At 70.5% G+C, this 18,682-nt stretch carries 14 protein-coding genes, 1 tRNA gene and 1 pseudogene; 7 read left to right on the plus strand and 9 right to left on the minus strand.

Annotation, left to right across the window (positions count from 1 at the left end):
* Positions 1 to 284 precede the first annotated feature (284 nt).
* Positions 285 to 1,274: an integrase core domain-containing protein gene (locus QSK21_RS29200; RefSeq protein ID WP_285700606.1), complete on the plus strand. Its 990-nt coding sequence runs from the start codon at positions 285 to 287 to the stop codon at positions 1,272 to 1,274.
* Positions 1,275 to 1,550: 276 nt separating this feature from the next.
* Here the strand turns inward: QSK21_RS29200 and QSK21_RS36205 are convergent, their stop codons facing one another.
* The 3 genes from QSK21_RS36205 to QSK21_RS29210 all read right to left on the minus strand — a co-directional run bounded on the left by QSK21_RS36205 (position 1,551) and on the right by QSK21_RS29210 (position 3,338).
* Positions 1,551 to 1,862, minus strand: coding sequence for a gamma-glutamylcyclotransferase family protein (locus QSK21_RS36205; protein ID WP_352231338.1), 312 nt, complete (start codon positions 1,860 to 1,862; stop codon positions 1,551 to 1,553).
* Entirely contained in the window at positions 1,747 to 2,928 is a 1,182-nt protein-coding gene (locus QSK21_RS29205) for a hypothetical protein (RefSeq protein ID WP_285700609.1), read from the minus strand. The genes QSK21_RS36205 and QSK21_RS29205 overlap by 116 nt, the downstream gene beginning before the upstream one ends.
* Positions 2,929 to 3,264: 336 nt before the next feature.
* Positions 3,265 to 3,338: transfer RNA gene (locus QSK21_RS29210), tRNA-Gly, on the minus strand.
* An 81-nt stretch (positions 3,339 to 3,419) separates the two neighbouring features.
* Between QSK21_RS29210 and dcd the strand changes: the two genes are divergently transcribed.
* The 4 genes and pseudogenes from dcd (at position 3,420) to QSK21_RS29230 (ending at position 7,259) form a co-directional block, all read left to right on the plus strand.
* The gene (dcd, locus tag QSK21_RS29215; RefSeq protein ID WP_285700611.1) at positions 3,420 to 3,995 is read left to right on the plus strand and encodes a dCTP deaminase; all 576 of its coding nucleotides are present in this window, start codon (positions 3,420 to 3,422) and stop codon (positions 3,993 to 3,995) included.
* A 184-nt stretch (positions 3,996 to 4,179) separates the two neighbouring features.
* Positions 4,180 to 5,412 carry a quaternary amine ABC transporter ATP-binding protein gene (locus tag QSK21_RS29220; RefSeq protein ID WP_285700613.1) on the plus strand — a complete coding sequence of 411 codons (1,233 nt, stop codon included), beginning with the start codon at positions 4,180 to 4,182 and terminating at the stop codon, positions 5,410 to 5,412.
* A 121-nt stretch (positions 5,413 to 5,533) separates the two neighbouring features.
* Positions 5,534 to 6,277, plus strand: a pseudogene (locus QSK21_RS29225) (ABC transporter permease); the annotation flags it as partial.
* A gap of 91 nt (positions 6,278 to 6,368) precedes the next feature.
* Positions 6,369 to 7,259 (plus strand): glycine betaine ABC transporter substrate-binding protein, encoded by an 891-nt coding sequence (locus tag QSK21_RS29230; RefSeq protein WP_285700616.1) that lies wholly within the window; start codon positions 6,369 to 6,371, stop codon positions 7,257 to 7,259.
* A 162-nt stretch (positions 7,260 to 7,421) separates the two neighbouring features.
* Here the strand turns inward: QSK21_RS29230 and QSK21_RS29235 are convergent, their stop codons facing one another.
* Positions 7,422 to 8,156, minus strand: coding sequence for a hypothetical protein (locus QSK21_RS29235; protein ID WP_285700617.1), 735 nt, complete (start codon positions 8,154 to 8,156; stop codon positions 7,422 to 7,424).
* A 145-nt stretch (positions 8,157 to 8,301) separates the two neighbouring features.
* On the opposite strand from QSK21_RS29235, the gene QSK21_RS29240 reads away from it, so the two are divergent.
* Positions 8,302 to 10,041 (plus strand): AfsR/SARP family transcriptional regulator, encoded by a 1,740-nt coding sequence (locus tag QSK21_RS29240; RefSeq protein ID WP_285700619.1) that lies wholly within the window; start codon positions 8,302 to 8,304, stop codon positions 10,039 to 10,041.
* Here QSK21_RS29240 and QSK21_RS29245 read toward each other — a convergent pair.
* The 4 genes from QSK21_RS29245 to QSK21_RS29260 form a co-directional block, all read right to left on the minus strand.
* Complete coding sequence (locus QSK21_RS29245) at positions 10,028 to 12,187, minus strand: (Fe-S)-binding protein (RefSeq protein ID WP_502871608.1); 2,160 nt, start codon at positions 12,185 to 12,187, stop codon at positions 10,028 to 10,030. The genes QSK21_RS29240 and QSK21_RS29245 overlap by 14 nt on opposite strands.
* A gap of 275 nt (positions 12,188 to 12,462) precedes the next feature.
* Positions 12,463 to 13,605 (minus strand): CU044_5270 family protein, encoded by a 1,143-nt coding sequence (locus QSK21_RS29250; protein ID WP_285700621.1) that lies wholly within the window; start codon positions 13,603 to 13,605, stop codon positions 12,463 to 12,465.
* Positions 13,602 to 14,192 (minus strand): RNA polymerase sigma factor, encoded by a 591-nt coding sequence (locus tag QSK21_RS29255; RefSeq protein ID WP_285700623.1) that lies wholly within the window; start codon positions 14,190 to 14,192, stop codon positions 13,602 to 13,604. Before QSK21_RS29255 ends, QSK21_RS29250 begins: the two co-directional genes overlap by 4 nt.
* 112 nt (positions 14,193 to 14,304) lie before the next feature.
* Positions 14,305 to 15,516 (minus strand): acetyl-CoA C-acetyltransferase, encoded by a 1,212-nt coding sequence (locus QSK21_RS29260; protein ID WP_285700627.1) that lies wholly within the window; start codon positions 15,514 to 15,516, stop codon positions 14,305 to 14,307.
* A gap of 198 nt (positions 15,517 to 15,714) precedes the next feature.
* Here QSK21_RS29260 and QSK21_RS29265 point away from each other — a divergent pair, with 198 nt between their 5' ends.
* Positions 15,715 to 17,271, plus strand: coding sequence for a 3-hydroxyacyl-CoA dehydrogenase (locus QSK21_RS29265; RefSeq protein ID WP_285700629.1), 1,557 nt, complete (start codon positions 15,715 to 15,717; stop codon positions 17,269 to 17,271).
* On the opposite strand, the gene QSK21_RS29270 is transcribed toward QSK21_RS29265, so the two are convergent.
* The gene (locus QSK21_RS29270; RefSeq protein WP_285700714.1) at positions 17,268 to 18,659 is read right to left on the minus strand and encodes a pyridoxal phosphate-dependent decarboxylase family protein; all 1,392 of its coding nucleotides are present in this window, start codon (positions 18,657 to 18,659) and stop codon (positions 17,268 to 17,270) included. The genes QSK21_RS29265 and QSK21_RS29270 overlap by 4 nt on opposite strands.
* Between the last annotated feature and the right edge of the window lie 23 nt (positions 18,660 to 18,682).

Raw genomic sequence — 18,682 nt, forward strand, 5'->3', positions numbered from 1 at the left:
CTTCACTGGTCTTGGTCGACTCGAAGGATCACGAGGTGGCCGTCTCACGTCACGGGGACTCGCCCATCACGACACGAACCGGTCATAGATCACACAGACCCCATACACCACTCCAGTGGACGTGAACTGTTGCGCTCCAGCATTCTTCGACATATTGAGTCACCTACACGTATGAGTGCGGCCAGCGTGCGCCAATAAGCTTCGTTGTTACCGATCGCCTTATCTAGGCCATCTATTGAGAGCAAATGACGATTAGGAGTCTCGGCTTTGAGTAGAAGGCTGCGGTGGCGGGCTGGGTGGTCGAGTACAACACCCGCCGTCCGCATCAGGCGTTGGGGATGGTGTGTCCGGCCGACCGGTTCGACACCCGCGCCGCCCAGAATGAGCAGGAGTTGTTGCCGTTGCGGCTGCCTGCCGCGGTCCGCCTGGCCGCCGTCCCACCCGCCCGCGGGCCCGAACCGACCGAGCCGCCGGCCGATTCGGGCCCGCCGGACCAAGCCGCAGCGATCACGGAGGGCGTCACGGAGGGCAGGGTGTGGGATGGCGGGGCGGTGGAGTTCGAGCGGACCGTGCCGGCCAGCGGGAACATGTTCGTGGCCGGTCGCCAGTTCTGGCTCGGCCCCGCCCAAGCGGGCGTGAGGGTGACGTTGTGGGCCGACACCGACGTCATCCACCTGCTGAAGGCCGGGGCGCGGATTAAGTCGGTGCGATCACACTTGTCGACCGCGGACCTGACCGCGCTGGCCGCCCGCGGCGCCCGCAAGGCCGGGCCGCCGCCGCTGCCGCCCGCCGAGGACGGCGACGCCGTCGAGGTGGATCGGACCGTGAACAAGGACGGCAACGTCGGCCTGGGCGGCCGGATGGTGCTGGCCGCGGAGATCCTGCGGGGCCGCCGGGTCGGCATCCGCATCGAGCCTGCCACGTTGATGTTCTTCGATCTGACCACCCGTGAGCTGCTGCGCACCCGACCCAACCCGTTCACACCCGAACAGGTCCGCGCCTTGCGCGGGCTGCGGCGGGCCGGGCCACCGCCACGGCCCCGCACCGAACCGGTCACCGTGCAACGCCGGGCCAGCAACACCGGCGTGGTCATGGTCGCCGGGCAGAAGGTCTCCCTCGGCCGTCTGCACGCCGGCCAGGTGGTCACCATCCACGTCGCCGAGGCCACGCTGTCGATCGAGCTGGGCGGCGACGACGTGCGGACGGTCCGGCGAACCACCACCCAGCCCGTCCGCAGCATCAAAGCCCACCGGCCCCGCAAGGCCGCCCCGTGAAACCTAGAACATCCGTCAAGCATGTCCTGGGACTAGAACGTCAAGCATCACCTGGGACTAGACAGGGGGGGCTGCTGTTGCGGCTGAGTTGGTGTGACCTGTGGCTGAGTGCAGGGAGTGTTGGGTGCTGGTGTCCCGGCTTGTGCCTGGTGGTCTGTTGGTTAGCTGACCTGTTGTTGGTCTTCGTAGCGGCGGCGCCAGGCGGCGCAGCGTTCGATGTAGGCGGGGAGGTGCTTGGCTTCGAAGTCGTCGGCTGACCAGTCGTCTTGGCTTACTTCAACTCATAGACGGGGTCCGAATGCGTCCAGGGTGCGCCACTCGTCGGGTGAGGCCGGTGAGGAGGTAGCCGCGGGCGGTGTCCTGTCCGGGTATCAGGCCGGGGTAGACGCGTTCGGGGAGGGTGACCACGCGCCATCCTTCGGCGGTGGCGGGTTCGTGGTCGGGGACGCGGTCGATGAGGGTGAACAGGACCTCAGGGAACTGGAGGCTTCCGTAGACGAACAGGGCCTCCGGGTCCACCGATAGGCGGTCCGGACGGCCAGAGTTCGGTGAGGTCGGCCGGGGTGAGGGGTCGGCGGTATGCGGCATGGAGCACCTCCCCGCAAACCTTAGCGTCGGCCTCGGCCAGGGCTGCGAACCAGTCCAGTCCGGCCGGGTAGGCCCACATGTAGGAGCGGTGTTCGGGGCTGGTGCCTCGGTCGGCCAGGTAGCGGGCGATGGTCTTGTCCTTCCACCACGGGACGCAGGCTTTCAGGTAGTCGGCGCATTCCAGGGTGGGCGTGCCCGCGTTGATGGCGCGGTGGGCCTGGGCGAGGACGAGCTGTGTGTAGTGGGTGAGGCGGACTCGAGTGATCAGCACCTTGTCGTCGCGGAGGAGGAACAGGGGCCATGCCTGGGCCAGTCCTTCGAGCATGACCTGTTGCGGCGCGTGAATGGACAGGAGCCGGACCCAGGGGACGTCTTCGGCGGCTGCCTGGGCGGTGAGGCTGGCGCTTTGCAGGCCGTGGCCGAGTACCTCATGGAGGGCGAATTGGCGGGCGCCTGCCTGGGTGAATTCGACGTTGGGGAGGTTGAGGCGTAGCCGGACGTCGTGGCCGGCGCCATCGAGCCAGTACGCCCAGTAGGCGTCTTGTTCGGTGGTCTCGATGGACAGGTGGTAGGGCGCGGTGCTGCCGGTGGCCTCGCGGACGGCGGGCTCAAGTTCGTCGGCGGCCTGGCGGATGGCGTCGGGGGCCTCGTGGACGTCCAGGACGCCTTCGGCTTGGCGTAGTTCGGTGTTGGTGTCGGCTCCCCAGGTGATGCCGAGGTCGGCCAAGGCGGCGCGGGCCTGCTCGAAACGCTTGGCCAGGTACTCCTCGGGCCATCCGGCGGGTTCACAGCCTTGGGTGGCGCGTACGTAGTCGTTGAGGGGTGGGTGTTCGCCGAGCAGGGCGCCGAGGTAGGCCAGATCGGCGTCAAGGCGGACGGCCAGAGGGCCTTCCGCGCGTGTGCGTAGGTCGGTGAGCCGGCGGTAGACGGTGAGGCGGTCGGGCGCCGGTTCGGGGTCGGGGCCGCCTGGGTGACAGTCGAAGTCGATGATCGGGGATCCGCCCTTGTTGACCTCGTAGGCGTTCCAGGAACGGAGTACGGCCTCGATCTCGTCACGCAGACTCATGCGGTACATCCCATCGCAGGGTGAGGGCCTGGTTCGGGCGCAGGTGGTTGCGGGTCAAGGTCATCACGACATCGTCACCGTCGTAGTCCGATACGAGGTCGTCATCGGCGGAGTTCTTCGTGTTGTTCGACGTCCCAGTACCGTAGGAGCTGCCCGGCACCTCGGTGGCGGTTGGGCATCGTGTAGTGACGGGTGTAGCGAAGACGGCGACGACGACGCGGCCGGGGTGCTGGTCCCGGTGGTGTAATCGCTCGCTAATCGTTCATCGGGGTCCCCGGCCCCAAACGACTAAGGCCCAGGTTCGAGGTTCGCTACCTCTGACCTGGGCCTTCTTGGTGGAGCGGGTGACGGGAATCGAACCCGCGCTGTCAGCTTGGGAAGCTGAAGTTCTACCATTGAACTACACCCGCTTGGTGTGTGCCTTGGACATGGTACCGGATGTCGTGGGGCGGTGGTCTGCGGGTGGGTGGGGGAGCCGGTAGCTTTTCAGGGTGCTGCTCTCCGATCGTGACATCAGGGCCGAAGTCGAGGCCGGGCGGGTGAAGATCGACCCGTTCGACCCGGGGATGGTTCAGCCGTCCAGTGTGGACGTGCGGCTGGACCGGTTCTTCCGGGTGTTCGAGAACCACAAGTATCCGCACATCGACCCGGCGATCGAGCAGGCGGAGCTGACGCGGCTGGTCGAGGTGGACGGGGACGAGGCGTTCGTGCTGCACCCCGGGGAGTTCGTGCTGGCCTCGACCTACGAGGTGTTCGCGTTGCCCGACGACCTGGCGGCGCGGCTGGAGGGGAAGAGCTCGCTCGGGCGGTTGGGGTTGCTGACGCACTCGACGGCCGGGTGGATCGACCCCGGGTTCAGCGGGCATGTGACGCTGGAGCTGTCGAACGTGGCCACGTTGCCGATCAAGCTGTGGCCGGGGATGAAGATCGGGCAGATGTGCCTGTTCCGGACGAGCTCGCCGGCGGAGTACCCGTACGGGTCGAAGCAGTACGGGTCGCGGTACCAGGATCAGCGGGGGCCGACGCCGTCCAGGTCGTATCTCAACTTCCACCGCACGCGGGTGTGATCGCAGGTCGGGCGGGTGATGTGACCAAGATCACCAAAAGGTGAAAGTTTTTTGGCTTGCGGGTAGTTTCGTGTGACGCATGACGTTGCCGTCCGGTTGACGTGCCTCCGGTATGCGTCTCGTCTCACTTCCGGGCGGCGTTGAGCCAGACGTTTCCGCGACCGCGGGAACGCGGAAGGAGATCGTGTCCATACTCCGCGCGGAGAGCGTGACGAAGCTGTTCGGCAGGAAGGCCGCCGAGGCGCGGCGAAGGCTCGACGCGGGTGCTGGACCCGAGGAGATCCGCGATCTGGGTGTGACCGCCGCCGTGGTGGACGCCACGTTCACGGTGGAGCAGGGCGAGATCTTCGTGGTGATGGGCCTGTCGGGCTCCGGCAAGTCCACGCTGATCAGGATGCTGAACGGGCTGCTGGAGCCGACCTCGGGGACGATCGAGATCGAGGGCGAGGACATCACGCGGATGGCGGCCAGGCCGCTGCGGGACCTGCGGCAGAAGAAGGTCAGCATGGTGTTCCAGCACTTCGCGCTGTTCCCGCACCGGTCCGTTCTGGAGAACGCGGCGTACGGGCTTGAGGTGCGCGGGGTGCCGAAGCGGGAGCGCGCGGAGACCGCACGCGAGTACCTGAAGCTGGTCGGTCTCGAAGGGTGGGAGGACCGGCTGCCCGGCCAGTTGTCGGGCGGGATGCGGCAGCGGGTCGGGCTGGCCCGCGCGCTGGCGGCCGGTACGGATCTCATCCTGATGGACGAGGCGTTCAGCGCCCTGGACCCGCTGATCCGGCGCGAGATGCAGGACCTGCTCATCGACCTGCAGTCGAGGCTCAGCAAGACGATCGTGTTCATCACGCACGACCTGAACGAGGCGATGCGGATCGGGGACCGGATCGCGGTGATGCGGGAGGGCCGGATCGTGCAGATCGGCACGGCCGAGGAGATCCTGACCGACCCGGCGAACGACTACGTGGCGCAGTTCGTGGCGGACGTGGACCGCACGCGGGTGCTGACCGCCCGCTCGGTGATGGAGAAGCCGCTGGTCACGGTGCCCGCGAGCACGGGGCCGCGGACGGCGTTGCGGACGATGCGCGAGCACCAGACCTCGGCGGCGTTCGTGGTGGGCCGGGACCGGAGGCTGCTGGGCAAGGTGACGGGGTCCGCGGTGGCCGACGCCGTGCAGAACGGCGTCCAGGAGTTGGAGGCGCTGCTGGATCCGGAGGACTTGGAGCCGGTGGCGCCGGACACGCCGGTGGCCGACCTGTTCGCCCGGTGCGCGGAGAGCGATCTGCCCGTCCCGGTGACCGACGAGGGCGGCGTCCTGGTCGGGGTCATCCCCAGGGTGACGTTGCTGGCGGCGCTGGGCGCGATCAGGACCGACGTCCCGCCGGCCGAGCTGATGGAGGGCAGTGTCGTTGAGGCCCGCTGACGTCGAGCTGCCGAGGATCCCGGTGGGCGACTGGTTCGACGGGCTGGTCACCTGGCTGACGGACAACCTGGGGTGGTTGTTCGACGCGATCGGCGCGGCCGTCGAGGGGACGGTGGACGGGCTGACCGCGGTGCTCACCGGGCCGCCCGCGTTGGTGCTGACGGGGGTGTTCGCGCTGCTGGCGCTGTTCCTGAGCGGCTGGCGGCTGGGGCTGTTCACGCTCCTGGGCTTCGGGCTGATCGACAGCATGGAGCTGTGGGAGCCGGCGATGGACTCGCTGGCGCTGGTGCTGGTGTCCGCGCTGGTCGCGGTGGTGATCTCGATTCCGCTGGGCATCGCGGCGGCCCGCAACGCCATGGTGAGCCGGGCGGTGCGGCCGGTGCTGGACCTGATGCAGACGATGCCCGCGTTCGTCTACCTGATCCCGGCGATCTTCTTCTTCAGCATCGGGGTGGTGCCCGGTGTGGTGGCCACCGTCATCTTCGCGCTGCCGCCGGGGGTGCGGCTGACCGAGCTGGGGATCCGCGGCGTGGACGCGGAGATGGTGGAGGCGGGCGAGGCGTTCGGCACGCCGCCGGGGCGGATCCTGAGCCGGATCCAGATCCCGCTGGCGATGCCGTCCATCATGGCGGGGATAAACCAGCTCATCATGTTGTCGCTGTCCATGGTCGTGATCGCCGGGATGGTGGGCGCGGGCGGCCTGGGCAACGAGGTGCTGGAGGGCATCCAGCGGGTGGACATCGCCCAGGGCTTCGAGGGCGGCCTGGCCGTGGTGGTGCTGGCGATCTTCCTTGACCGGCTGACCAGCGCGCTGGGCGACCGCACCGCCGTCGCCCGCGCCCTTGCGAAGGCGTCCGCGTCCTGACGGGGCGCGCTGGACGTCCCTCCCCCGAGGCAAGCCCGGGGGCCGCTCCCCTCTGTTTCGCAACAGAGCTACCGAAAGGAACGTTCCGAGTATGCGCTTCACGTTCAAGCGCGTGGCCGTCGCGGCCGCCGCGCTGTCGCTGAGCCTGTCCGCCGCCGCCTGTGGAGGTGAGGACGCCGGCTCGGACGGCGCCGGCGACAAGGAGATCACGATCGGCATGGTCGCGGGCTGGGCCGAGGGCGAGGCCGCCACGTACCTCTGGGAACGGATGCTGGAGGACAAGGGCTACAAGGTCGAGGTCAAGACGCTCGACACCGGCCCGCTCTACGCGGGCATGTCCAAGGGGGACGTGGACGTGTTCCTGGACTCCTGGCTGCCGGGCACGCACGAGGACTACTGGAAGCAGTACGGCGACAAGCTCGAAAAGATCGGCATCTGGTACGACAAGGCGCCGCTGACCATCGCCGTGCCCGATTACTCGCCCCTGAAGTCGCTGGCCGATCTGAAGGGCAAGGGCGGCACCTACGGCGGCAAGATCATCGGCATTGAGAAGAGCTCCGGGCTGTACCGGATCTCCAAGGAGAAGATGCTGCCCGTCTACGGCCTGGAGGGGGAGTACGAGGTCACGACGTCCTCCACGGCGGCCATGCTCGCCGAGCTGAAGAAGGCCACCGACGCCAGGAAGGACATCGTGGTCACGCTGTGGCGGCCGCACTGGGCGTACGCGAAGTTCCCGATCCGCGACCTCCAGGACCCGAAGGGCGCGATGGGCCGGCCGGACGGGGTGAACATCGTGGGCCGCAAGGGCTTCTCCGGCGACCAGCCCGAGGTCGCGGCCTGGCTGAAGATGTTCAGGATGAACGACCAGCAGCTCGGCACGCTCGAAGACCTGATGGAGAACAAGTACAAGGGCAAGCCGCAGCAGGCCGTGAACGAGTGGATGCAGGCCAACCCGGACTTCGCCAAGGCCATCACCGGCTGACCGCGCCCGACCCCCGAACGCGACGGGCCGCCGGGACCGATGTCCCGGCGGCCCACCCCCGAAGTGCCGCCGGTTCGTCGGCGACCCGGCGGCACATCCTCTCCATGCGCGAGCGACCTTGCGCGTACCGGACGGACCTCCCCACCGACAGGTTGGAGGGGGTCAGCCGCTCATGTCGATGACGAGGTTCGACGGAGGCCGCTTGAGGTTCACCGGCTCGTTGTAGGAGAGGAAGTCGATGCGGTTCTGCGGACCGTCGTCGAACTGCAGGATGTACGGCGGGCCCTGAGTCGCGACGTGGATCTTGTCGCCGGCCAGGCTGACCAGGGCGATCGAGGGCTTGCCCCCGACGTTCCCCGGCTTGTCGATCCGCCAGCCCTGGGACTCGGACGTGGCCTCCTTCACCAGGTCGGCCAGGTTGGTGAAGCCCTGGATGTCGGCGAAGTCAGGATCGCCCTTGGATGAGGTCTTGAAGTACTTCCCGGACATGGCGGTCACCGCCTCCTTCCCCCCGACCTCCTCGAGGAAGGGCTTGTTGCCCTTGAAGTAGACCACCGAGCCGAGCCTGATGAGCTCGATCTCCTGGACGCCGATCTGCAGCGTGCCGCCCGACCGGTTGGCCCCCGCGTAGCGGAAGTCCATGGTGATGGTGTCCTCGCCGTCCTGCACCTGCCCGCGCAGGCGCACCGAGCTGGCCGACAGCGTGGCCTTGGTGGCGCGCGAGAACGCCTCGGAGCCCTCCAGCTTGTCGATGCCGTTCGTGGCCTGGGACGGCTTGGCCGAGGTGCCCGCCCGGGTGACGGTGTCCTCACCCAGGCAGCCCGCCGTGGAGAACGCGAGGGCGGCGGCGAGCGGCAACCCTACCGCGAGGCGCGCCGTCCTATTCTTGCCAGACATTCCGACCCCCTATGTCGGTCTTGCGTGTTTCAGTGAGAGCGTCCAGTGGGGTGATTCGGCCGGGCTGACGTCACGCTGCCGTCGCTGTGCTCCGGCTGCCGTTCGGCTGCGGCGCCCCTGCCGCGGCATGTGAGTGGAGGTGGTGATGGACGCGCGGGACGCTCCCACACTGCGTTTCGAGATCCTGGGGCGGCTGCGCGCCTGGCGCGGTGAGCAGGAGCTCGACCTTGGGCCGGGCAAGCAGCAGGCGGTCCTGGCGGTGCTGTTGCTGACTCCCAACCGCCCGGTGCCGACGACGGCGATCGTGGACGCGGTCTGGGGCGAGGACCCACCCGACAACGGCGCCAACGTCGTCCAGAAGTACGTCGCGGGGCTGCGCCGCGTGCTCGAACCGGACCGGTCGCCGCGTGCGCCCGCCCGCGTCCTGCAACTGACCAGCGCCGGGTACGTGCTGCACGTCCCGCCGGACGGCCTGGACGCCGAGGTCTTCCAGAAGCGGGTCCGCGGCGCCCTGGCGGCGCGGGCCGGGGCGGCGGACGCGGCGGAGACGATCGAGCGGCTGGGCGAGGCGCTGGCGATGTGGCGTGAGACGCCGCTGGCCGGGCTGACCGGCCCCGTCTTCGACGCGGCCCGCGAGCGCCTGGTGGAGGACCGGGCGGCGGCCCTGGAGACGTGCGCGGAGGTCGAGCTGGAGCTGGGACGGCACGCGCGTCTGGTTCCCGAGCTGATTCGGCTGGTGAACGACTTCCCGCTCCGCGAAGGCGCCCGGTACCTGCTGATGCTCGCCCTCTACCGGTCGGGACGGCAGGCCGAGGCCCTCGCCGCGTACCGGGACGCCCGCGAGTTCCTGGCCGAGGAGTTCGGCGTCGAGCCGGGCGAGCGGCTCCAGAACCTGCACCTGCGGATCCTGCGTTCCGATCCGACGCTGCTGAACTGGCAGAAACCACCGGCCCCGGCCCCGGCGCAGAGCACGCCGAGGCTCAACGCGCCCCATGCGGTCCAGCCGCCGGCTCCTCCGGCGTGGGCGCCGATGGCGGGCGCCGGTTTCGCGCAGCGACAGGCGGTCGAGCGCACCGAGCGGCAGCTACGCGTGGGGCTGCGCGTCATCGCCATCGCGGTGCCGATCTTCACCTGCGGCACGTTGAGCTGGGCCGTCGTCGCCTATCTCGCGGGACGCAGGCGCAGTCCCTGGCTGGCCCTGGCCGGCGTCGCCTGGCTCGCGCTGAGCCTGTTCTCGTGGCTCACGATCGGGACGGGTACGGAGGAGTTGCGGCCCATCGACGACGTGGCGATGGTCGCGGGCATGATCGCGGCCATCGGCGGTGCCGTGCACGTCGCGGTGCTCACCGGATCGGGCTGGCCGTCGCACAAGGGCGGGGCGGACGAGCAGGTGGAGCCCGACCCGCACGTGGTCGAGCTGATCGAGCGCAGGACCCGCCGTGAACAGGCGCGCGCCCTGCTCCTGCACCATCCGTCCATCGCCAGGGACCTGCACATCGGACGACCCGACCTGCCCAGGACGTTCGACGACGGCGGCCTGGTGGACGTGAACTCGGCGCCCGAGCACGTGCTCGCCCTGCTGCCCGGCCTCGGATTCCAGAACGCCAGGCTCATCGTGACGGTCCGGGAGGTGCAGGGCCCGTTCGCCTCCATCGACGAGCTCATCGCGCGCGGCGTCGTCCCGTCCGAGGTGATCCGCCCCCTGTTCGAGGTCCTGGTCGCGATTCCTCCAGCGGCCGAGACCCCACTGGCCGACACCCAGCCGACCGACCCCCGAGCCGCTGGCACCCGAGCCGTCGGCACTTCGGGGGCCGGCACTTCGGGGGCCGGCGGAATGCCGGCGGCCGGTGGCGCCCCGGCCGCGCCGGAGGTCATTCGGCCGTGACGGGTTCCTTCTGCTGAGGGCTGCCCTCGCCCTTGATGGAACGGATGAGGAGCTGGGAGACGTCCACGACCTCCAGCGACTCCTTGGCGTCGCCGGCGTTCTTCTTCTCGTTGATGGCGTCGCCCAGCATGACCAGGCAGAACGGGCAGGCCGTGGAGACGGTGTCGGGGTCGGTGGTGAGGGCCTCGTCGACGCGCTCGGTGTTGATGCGCTTGCCGATCCGCTCCTCCATCCACATCCGCGCGCCGCCGGCGCCGCAGCAGAAGCCGCGGTCCTTGTGCCGGTGCATCTCCTTGGTCCTCACGCCCGGGACGGTGGCCATGATGTCGCGCGGCTGCTTGTAGACCTTGTTGTGGCGGCCCAGGAAGCACGGGTCGTGGTAGGTGATGTCCTCCTCGATCGGCGTGACCGGGACGAGTTTGCCCGTCTCCACCAGGTGCGCCAGCAACTGGGTGTGGTGGACGACCTCGTAGTTCCCGCCGATCTGCGGGTACTCGTTGCCCAGGGTGTTGAAGCAGTGCGGGCAGGTCGCGACGATCTTCTTGACGCCCGCCTCGTTGAGGGTCTCCACGTTCTGCTGGGCGAGCATCTGGTAGACGAACTCCATGCCCAGCCGGCGGGCCGGGTCGCCGCTGCACGCCTCCATCGGCCCGAGCACGGCGAACTTCACGCCCGCGATGTGCAGCAGCTCGGCGACCGCCTTGGTGGTCTTCTTGGCCCGGTCCTCCAGCGCCCCGGCGCAGCCGACCCAGAACAGGTACTCGGTGTCGGCGGGCAGCTTGTCCTCCACGACCGGCACCTCGAAGTCCAGCTCCTCGACCCAGTCGAGGCGCTTCATCTCCGACATGCCCCAGGGGTTGCCCTTGTTCTCCAGGTTCTTGAGCATCACGCCCGCCTCGGACGGGAAGCTCGACTCGATCATGACCTGGAAGCGGCGCATGTCCAGGATGTGGTCGATGTGCTCGATGTCCACCGGGCACTGCTCGACGCAGGCGCCGCAGTTGGTGCACGACCACAGCACGTCGGGGTGAATGACGCCGTCCTCGCCGACGAGCTCCTTGTCCACCTGCATGGCGGCCTTCTGCTCGTCGGTGAACGCGGCGCGTTCCTCTTCGGAGGCGAGGATGTAGGGCGCCTTAGCGAACGCGTGGTCGCGCAGGTCGAGGACGACCATCTTCGGCGACAGCGGCTTCCCGGTGTTCCAGGCGGGGCACTGCGACTGGCATCGCCCGCACTCGGTGCAGGTGGCCATGTCGAGGAAGCCCTTCCAGGTGAAGTCCTCGATCTTGCCGCGGCCGAAGGTGTCCTCGTCCGGGTCGGCCTCCTCGAAGTCCAGCGGCTTGCCGCCCGACGTCATCGGCTGCGCCGCGCCGAGCCCGTCCGGGCGGCGCTTGAACATCACGTTCAGCGGCGCGATGAAGATGTGCAGGTGCTTGGAGTTCACCACGATGACAAGGAACGCCAGCGCGACACCGATGTGCGCGAGCAGGAAGAACGCCTCCAGCCCGACCAGCAGGCCCGACTCCGGCTCGCCGAGGCCCGACAGGACCTGCCCGACCCCGTACGAGGCATAACCGGCCTTGCCGTAGGAGAAGTTGCCGTTGGCGACCTCGAAGCCGCGGAACGCCAGCATCGTCCAGATCACGTTGAAGATCATGAACAGGATCAGCCAGGCGCCGCCGGTGTGCGAGCCCTTGAACCGGGACGCCCGGTCCAGCCGCTTGGGCGAGTTCTTGATCCGGATCGCGGTGAAGGTGGCCAGCCCCAGCAGGCAGGCCAGCGCGATGGTGTCCTGGACGAATCCGATCGGCCCCCAGGTCTGCAACCCCGGGATGTGCGCGTGCAATCCGAACAGCAACTGCACGCCGGCCTCGCCGTACACGGTCAGCAGCAGCAGGAACGCCCACATCACCGCGAAGTGCGCCGCGCCCGCGACGGTCCACTTCAGCAGCTTGCGCTGGCCCAGCACCTCGACGACCTGGCCCTCGACATCGGCCTTGGGGTCCCGCCGCACCTGGAGGACCCTTTCCGGGTCGGGCTGTCCGGCGCGGAACAGGCTCCACAGGAACTTCACCCGCCGGCCGGCCAGCGCTAGCGCCACCGCCGTACCGGCAAGCCCGACGATCAACGTGATCGGGTACTGCAAGGTTCCGTCCTCCTGAAGGTACGGGCGTCGGCTGTCAGCGTAGGACTCGCTCCAGATCGCGTTTCATCCGGGGCTCGAATACTACTCGGTGGTAGCTTACGGGTCGCCCACGTCCAGCCCACACGAGCACCGCACTGCCGTGAACCGGGTATATACGTGTGGCCTCGTCAAACGCAAACCCCCATGTTCCCTCCCACCCCGGCCCCGCCGTTCTTGGGACGACGAACAACCGGCCGCCGTCCGGAGCGGACGGCGGCCGGATACGGCAACGAGGGTCAGGGCAGCGCCGGGGGCCGGGGGGCCTCGTCGGTCCAGCCCGCGCCGAGGTAGAGGGTCGTGCGTTCCTTGGCGGGGCCGCCCTTGGCCGCCGGCCGCGCCGCGAGCCGCTCGGACAGCACCTGCGACGTGGCCGGATCGATGATCAGCCGGACGCTGGTGGAACCGCCGCGCGAGCGGGTGACGATCGAGAGCGCCACTCCCTTCCGGCCGCGGGCGTCCACGGCCTTGCCCTCCGACGTGACGCCGGGCATCCCGGCCAGGGCGCGGAACGCCGCCGCCCGCACCTTCGGCGGCACCGGCGCGGTGGTGAGCAGGTCGATCAGCTTGCCCGCCGCGAACGCCCGCCGCGCCTGCGGTCCGTCCGCTTGCAGAGGAACGTCATCTCCGTCGGAGAGGGCGCGCTTCTCGGCCAGCGCGCGCAGCGCCACCGGATCCGACGGAAGCCTTCGCAGGTCGTCGAAGGACGGATCGGGCCCCGCGATGGGAACGTGCAGTTCATGGGACCCGGCCGACTTCACCAGCGTCCCCTTGCCCGGCTTGACCTGGACGTACAGGCGCTCTCCCCCCACCGTGTCGCCGCGCCCGAGGTCCCAGCGCGCGGGCGAGCCGTCGAGCCGCCACGCCTTCTCGTCCTGCGGGCTCCTCGGAGCGGCGCCGGCCGTCCTGTACCCGAACCAGCCGCCCCCGTTCGCGTCGGCCCACTCCTCGTTGATACGCGCCTCCACGACGGTGTAGCGCCGTTCCTTGGGGCCGACCTTGATCGGGATCAGGTACATCCGGGTGACGCGCCAGTACTTGCCCTTGGCCGGAGCCTGCTCCGCCTTGGACGCCGCCGCGAGGAGCACCGCGCGGGCCGACATGGTGTCCGTCCGTTCCCGCTGGTCCGGTACGACCTCACCCGGCCCGCCGCTAAGGGACGTGAGTACCAGCGCGGCCGCGGCCGCCGCCCCGGCCAGTCCCAGCCCGCCGCCCCACAGCGGCCGGACGCGGCGGCGCGGCGGGACCGCCCGGGAATCGGCGGCGGGTGCCGCCATGGCCGCCGCCAGCTCGGCGGCCCTGGTCGAGGCGTCGACGGGGGCGTCCGGGTCCAGTTCGGCGGGGCGCGCCTCCGCGAGGACCCGCATCACGTCTCGGCTCATGAGATCTCCTTGGTGACCATCCGGACGTGGGAGGGAACGGCCGTTCCGCGGGGCTCCGGCGGGGCGTCCCCGGCGGCGCGCAGCAGCCGCCTGCGGGCGCGGTGCAGGCGGACGCGCAGCGCGGCGGCGCTGCAACCGACGACCTTCGCCGCGTCCCTCGTGGAGAGGCCCTGCCAGGCGACCAGGATGAGGACCTCCCGGTCGCCGTCGGGGAGCGCCGCCATGGCGCGCAGTATCGCGAGGCGTTCCGCGACCCGCTCGGCGATGTCGCCGTCGGCGGCGCCCTGGCGCCCCGGTGGTGGCTCACCGGCGAAGTCCGTGGTGAACGCGGCGTGCCGCACCTGCTCGCGGTAGCGGTCGCGCAGCACGTTCCGGGCGACGCCGAGCAGCCAGGGCAGCGGCGGCTCGGGCACGTCGTCCAGCCGCCGCCACGCCACCGCGAACGTCTCGCTCACCACGTCGTCGGCTGCCTGCCGTCCCGCACGCGCCGCCGCGTACGCCCACACGCGCTGCCTGCACGCGTCGTAGATCGCGGTGAAGCGCGCGGCGTCCCCGGGCTCGCCCGGCTCTCCGGACCCAGCGGTCATCGACCGCACCTCCGTTGTCCTCCGGTGTGGATGTGCACTGACACCAGGAAGTGGGACCGGGCGGCCCGTCGTTACAGGGAGACCCCGGAAATTTTCAGGAGACCTCGGGATCTCAGGAGACCCGTTCGAAGATCGCCGCCAGCCCTTGGCCGCCGCCGATGCACATCGTCTCCAGCCCGTAGCGGACCTGGCGGCGGTCCATCTCGCGGGCGAGGGTGGCCAGGATGCGCGTCCCGGTGGCGCCGACCGGGTGGCCGAGCGAGATGCCGGACCCGTTCACGTTGAGGCGGTCGTAGTCGTCCTCCTTGAGGCCCCACTCGCGCAGCACGGCGAGGACCTGCGCGGCGAACGCCTCGTTCAGCTCGATCAGGTCCATGTCGTCCAGGCTCAGCCCGGCCCGTTCCAATGCCTTGGCGGTGGCGGGCACCGGCCCGATCCCCATGGTGCGGGGCGGCACGCCCGCCTGCGCCCACGACACCAGGCGCACCAGGGGCCGCAGCCCCAGCTCGGCGGCGCGCTCGGCCGTCGTGACCACGCACGCGGCGGCGGCGTCGTTCTGGCCGCTGGAGTTGCCCGCGGTCACGGTCGCCTGGTCGTCGCTCTTGCCCAGGACGGGACGCAGCTTGGCCAGCGTCTCCACGGTGGTGTCGGGACGGGGGTGCTCGTCGGTGTCCACGACCGTGTCGCCCTTACGGGACCGCACCGTCACCGGCACGATCTCCTCGGCGAAGCGCCCGTCCCGCTGGGCGGCCACGGCGCGCTGGTGCGACATGACCGAGAACCGGTCCTGCTCCTCACGCGGAATGCCGTATTCGCGGCGCAGGTTCTCGGCCGTCTCCAGCATCCCGCCCGGGACGGGATGGTTCCTGCCGCCCGCGGTGACCCGGCCCCGCGCGAGCCCGTCATGCAGCTCCAGCCCGCCGCCGCGGACGCCCCAGCGCGCCTCCGTCGTGTAGAAGGGCGCGTTGCTCATGCTCTCCACACCGCCCGCGATCACCAGGTCGGCGACGCCGGTCTGCACCTGCATCGCGGCGTTCAGCACGGATTGCAGGCCCGAGCCGCAGCGCCGGTCGACCTGGGATCCGCCGACCTCGATCGGCAGCCCCGCGTCCAGCGCGGCGACACGGCCGATGGCCGGGGCGTCGGAGGTCGGGTAGCACTGGCCGAGGATCACCTCGTCCACCGCCTCGCCGGGCAGTCCGGTGCGCTCCATCAGCGCACGGATCACGGTCGCCGCCAGCTCGGCCGCCGGCACCGGCTTCAGGGCGCCGCCGAACCGGCCGATCGGGGTCCGTACCGGCTCACAGATCACCGCGTCGCGCATCCTTGGCTCCTCACGCAGATCAACGTCCTACCGAGAATAGGTGGGCGCATTGCACCCGAATACGGCGGTGCCGGGGTAGATGGTGGCTTCGCCCAAAATCGCCCGCCCCCGGTGAGAGCGCGCGAGGACGTGAGAGCCTGCCCTGGGGGAGGAGAGGCCGGACGGTTCGAGGTTTTCCTGCGGGAAGGACGCGGCGACATGGAGCAGTGGACGGCCGAGCGGGCCGGAACGATCCGGGTGATCGGCACCGGGGTGATGGGACGCGGGATCGCCCAGCTCGCGGCGGCGGGCGGGCTCACGGTGGAACTGGCCGACCTGAACCCCGAGGCGGTGACCGACGCCGTGGCCCACATCGGCGCCATGTACGGCAGGCTCGTGGACAAGGGCCGCATGAGCGTGGTGGAGGCCGACGCGGCCCGGTCGCGGCTGCGCCCGATCGCCGACCCGCTGGGCCCCGCGGACGGCTGCGATCTGGTGATCGAGGCCGTGCGGGAGGACCTGGAGACCAAACGCGAGCTGTTCGCCGCCGTGGAGAAGGTGTGCGGCCAGGGGACGGTCCTGGCCAGCAACACCAGCTCGCTGCCGATCACGGCGATCGGCTCCGCCCTGGAGGACCCGAGCCGCCTGGCCGGGCTGCACTTCTTCAACCCCGTCCCGCTGATGCGGCTGGTCGAGGTGATCCCTGGCGCCCGTACGGCCGGATGGCTGACCGAGCAGCTCATGGCCCTGGTCCGGCGTCTCGGGCACGAACCCGTCCTGGCCCCGGACACGCCGGGGTTCCTGGTCAACCACGCCGGGCGCGGTCTGGTGACCGAGGCCCTGCAGATCCTCTCCGAGGGCGCCGCCGAACCGGTGGACGTCGACCGCATCGCCCGGGACGTGCTGGGCCTCAAGATGGGTCCGTGCGAACTGCTCGACCTGACCGGGCTGGACGTGTCGCACGCGGTGATGGAGTCGGTGTGGACCGGCTTCTACGGCGAGCCGCGGTTCCGCCCGTCCAGGATCGGGCGGGCGCGGGTGGACGCGGGCCTGTTCGGACGCAAGTCCGGCGAGGGCTTCTACGTCTATGTGGACGGCGTCAAGCAGGAGCCGCCCGAGGTCACCGCTCCGGACGCCCAGCCGCGACCCGTCTGGATCCACGACCGGGATCCCGAGGCGAGGGACGCCCTGACCGCGCTGCTCTCCGGCGCCGGGGTCGAGGTCGAGGACGGCGACGAGCCGTCCGGCCGGGCGGTCGTGCTGGTCACGCCGGTCGGCGAGAGCGTGGTGGACATGGTCGGCTTCAGGGGCCTGCCCGCCGAGCGGACCCTGGGCGTCGATCCTCTCGGCGGCTTCGCGTCCCGGCTGACCCTGACCGTCCATCCCGGCCTGTCCCCGGAGGCCGGGCGCGCCGCGCTCGCCGCGCTGCTCTCGACCGGACGTCCCGTCAGCGTCGTGCGGGACGCGCCCGCCACGGTCGCGCAGCGGCTCCTGGCGTCCATCGTGAACGTCGGCTGCGGCATCGCCGAGCAGCGGCTGGCCCGTCCGGAGGACATCGACCTCGCCGTCCGGCTCGGCCTCGGCTACCCGCGCGGGCCGCTGGAATGGGGCGACCAGGTGGGGGCCGGCCAGGTCTTCGACATCCTCGCGGGCCTTCAGGACGCCACCGGCGACCCCCGCTACCGCCCGAGCCGGTGGCTGGCCGAACGCGCCACGCTCGGCCTTCCCCTCACCGCGTCCGGCACCGCCCCCGCCGACCTCGTGGCGCGGTCCTAGCGCACGGCGTCCCGGAGCGCCCGGAGGGTGCGGTCGATGTCGGCCTCGGTCGTCCGCCAATTGGACACCGACAGACGGATGGCCCGGTGGCCGCCGAACGTGGTCCCGCTCATCCACGCCTCGCCGCCGTCCACCACGCGGCGCAGCACCAGGTCGGTCGTGCGGTCGTCGCCGAAGCGGAAGAGCACCTGGTTGAGGACGACCTCGTTCAGCAACCGGCAGCCGGGGACGCCGCTCAGCCCGGCGGCGAACGCCTGGGCGAGGTCGCAGCTCCGCTCCACCAGGTCGGCGACCCCGCGCCGGCCGAGCGACCTCAGCGCCGCGTAGATGGCGAAGCCCCGGGCGCGCCGCGAGAACGCGGGAGTCCAGTCGATGGGGTCGCGTGGCCGTTCCGGGCCGCCCAGCACCAGGTAGTCGGCGCTCACGCTCATCGCGGCCCGGTGAGCCTCCGGATGGGCGCAGTACGCCAGGCCGGAGTCGTACGGGACGTTCAGCCACTTGTGCGTGTCGAAGGACCACGAGTCGGCGCGCTCGGCCCCTCGGACGAGAGGGCGCAGCCGCGGGCTCGCGGCGGCCCACAGCCCGAACGCCCCGTCGATGTGGAGCCAGGCGCCCGCCTCGGCCGCCGCGTCGGCGATGGCGTCCAGGTCGTCGCAGGCCCCGGTGTTGATCTCCCCGGCCTGCGCGCAGACGATCACGGGCGCGCCGGCGAGCCCGTCCAGTTCCCGGCGCAGCAGGTCGACGCGCATCCGTGCGGAACCATCGGCCGGGACGACGCTGATCGCGGTACGCCCGATGCCCAGGAACCGGAGCGCGCGGTCCACGCTGGCGTGCCGTCCGGCGCCCACCAGCACGCGGATCGGCGGCGCCCCGGCCAGCCCCAGCTCCTCGGCGTCCCAGCCCGCGGCCCGCAGGACGTGGTGACGCGCCGCGGCCAGGCAGGTCAGGTGGGCGGTCTGGCACCCGGGGACGACGGCGAACGAGGCGTCCCCCGGCAGGCCGAGAAGGTCGGCGAGCCAGGCGCCGACCACCTCCTCCGCGACGGCGGCGGCCGGACCGCACACGTACGGCCCGGGGCACTGGTCCCAGACGGAGGTGAGCCAGTCGGCCGCGACGGCGGCGGGCAGCGCCCCGCCGATCACGAATCCGAAGTATCGTCCCGACTGGCTGCCGACCAGGCCAAGCTCGGCCTCGCGCGCCAGATCCTCCAGCACGGTGAACGGGTCGACGGGCTCCTCGGGCAGCGGGCGGCCCATCCTCGACCGCAGCCCGTCGGCCGTGGCGCGGACGGACACCGGCCGTTCGCCGAGCGTGCCGAGCCATTCGGTCGCGATCTCCGCCGTCCTGGCCAGCAACTCCTTCGTACGCGTCTCCTGCGTCTCCAGCATCTTCACGGTGGGGACGCTAGATC

This window comes from Actinomadura sp. NBRC 104412 (genome assembly GCF_030269515.1).
Taxonomy (GTDB): domain Bacteria; phylum Actinomycetota; class Actinomycetes; order Streptosporangiales; family Streptosporangiaceae; genus Spirillospora.

Bases quoted from the DNA above. Each gene is read 5' to 3' on its own strand.
- QSK21_RS36205 (WP_352231338.1), bottom strand. From the start codon at position 1,862: ATGCCGCATACCGCCGACCCCTCACCCCGGCCGACCTCACCGAACTCT.
- QSK21_RS29205 (WP_285700609.1), bottom strand. From the start codon at position 2,928: ATGAGTCTGCGTGACGAGATCGAGGCCGTACTCCGTTCCTGGAACGCC.
- QSK21_RS29230 (WP_285700616.1), top strand. From the start codon at position 6,369: ATGCGCTTCACGTTCAAGCGCGTGGCCGTCGCGGCCGCCGCGCTGTCG.
- QSK21_RS29235 (WP_285700617.1), bottom strand. From the start codon at position 8,156: ATGTCTGGCAAGAATAGGACGGCGCGCCTCGCGGTAGGGTTGCCGCTC.
- QSK21_RS29240 (WP_285700619.1), top strand. From the start codon at position 8,302: ATGGACGCGCGGGACGCTCCCACACTGCGTTTCGAGATCCTGGGGCGG.
- QSK21_RS29250 (WP_285700621.1), bottom strand. From the start codon at position 13,605: ATGAGCCGAGACGTGATGCGGGTCCTCGCGGAGGCGCGCCCCGCCGAA.
- QSK21_RS29255 (WP_285700623.1), bottom strand. From the start codon at position 14,192: ATGACCGCTGGGTCCGGAGAGCCGGGCGAGCCCGGGGACGCCGCGCGC.
- QSK21_RS29260 (WP_285700627.1), bottom strand. From the start codon at position 15,516: ATGCGCGACGCGGTGATCTGTGAGCCGGTACGGACCCCGATCGGCCGG.
- QSK21_RS29265 (WP_285700629.1), top strand. From the start codon at position 15,715: ATGGAGCAGTGGACGGCCGAGCGGGCCGGAACGATCCGGGTGATCGGC.
- QSK21_RS29270 (WP_285700714.1), bottom strand. From the start codon at position 18,659: ATGCTGGAGACGCAGGAGACGCGTACGAAGGAGTTGCTGGCCAGGACG.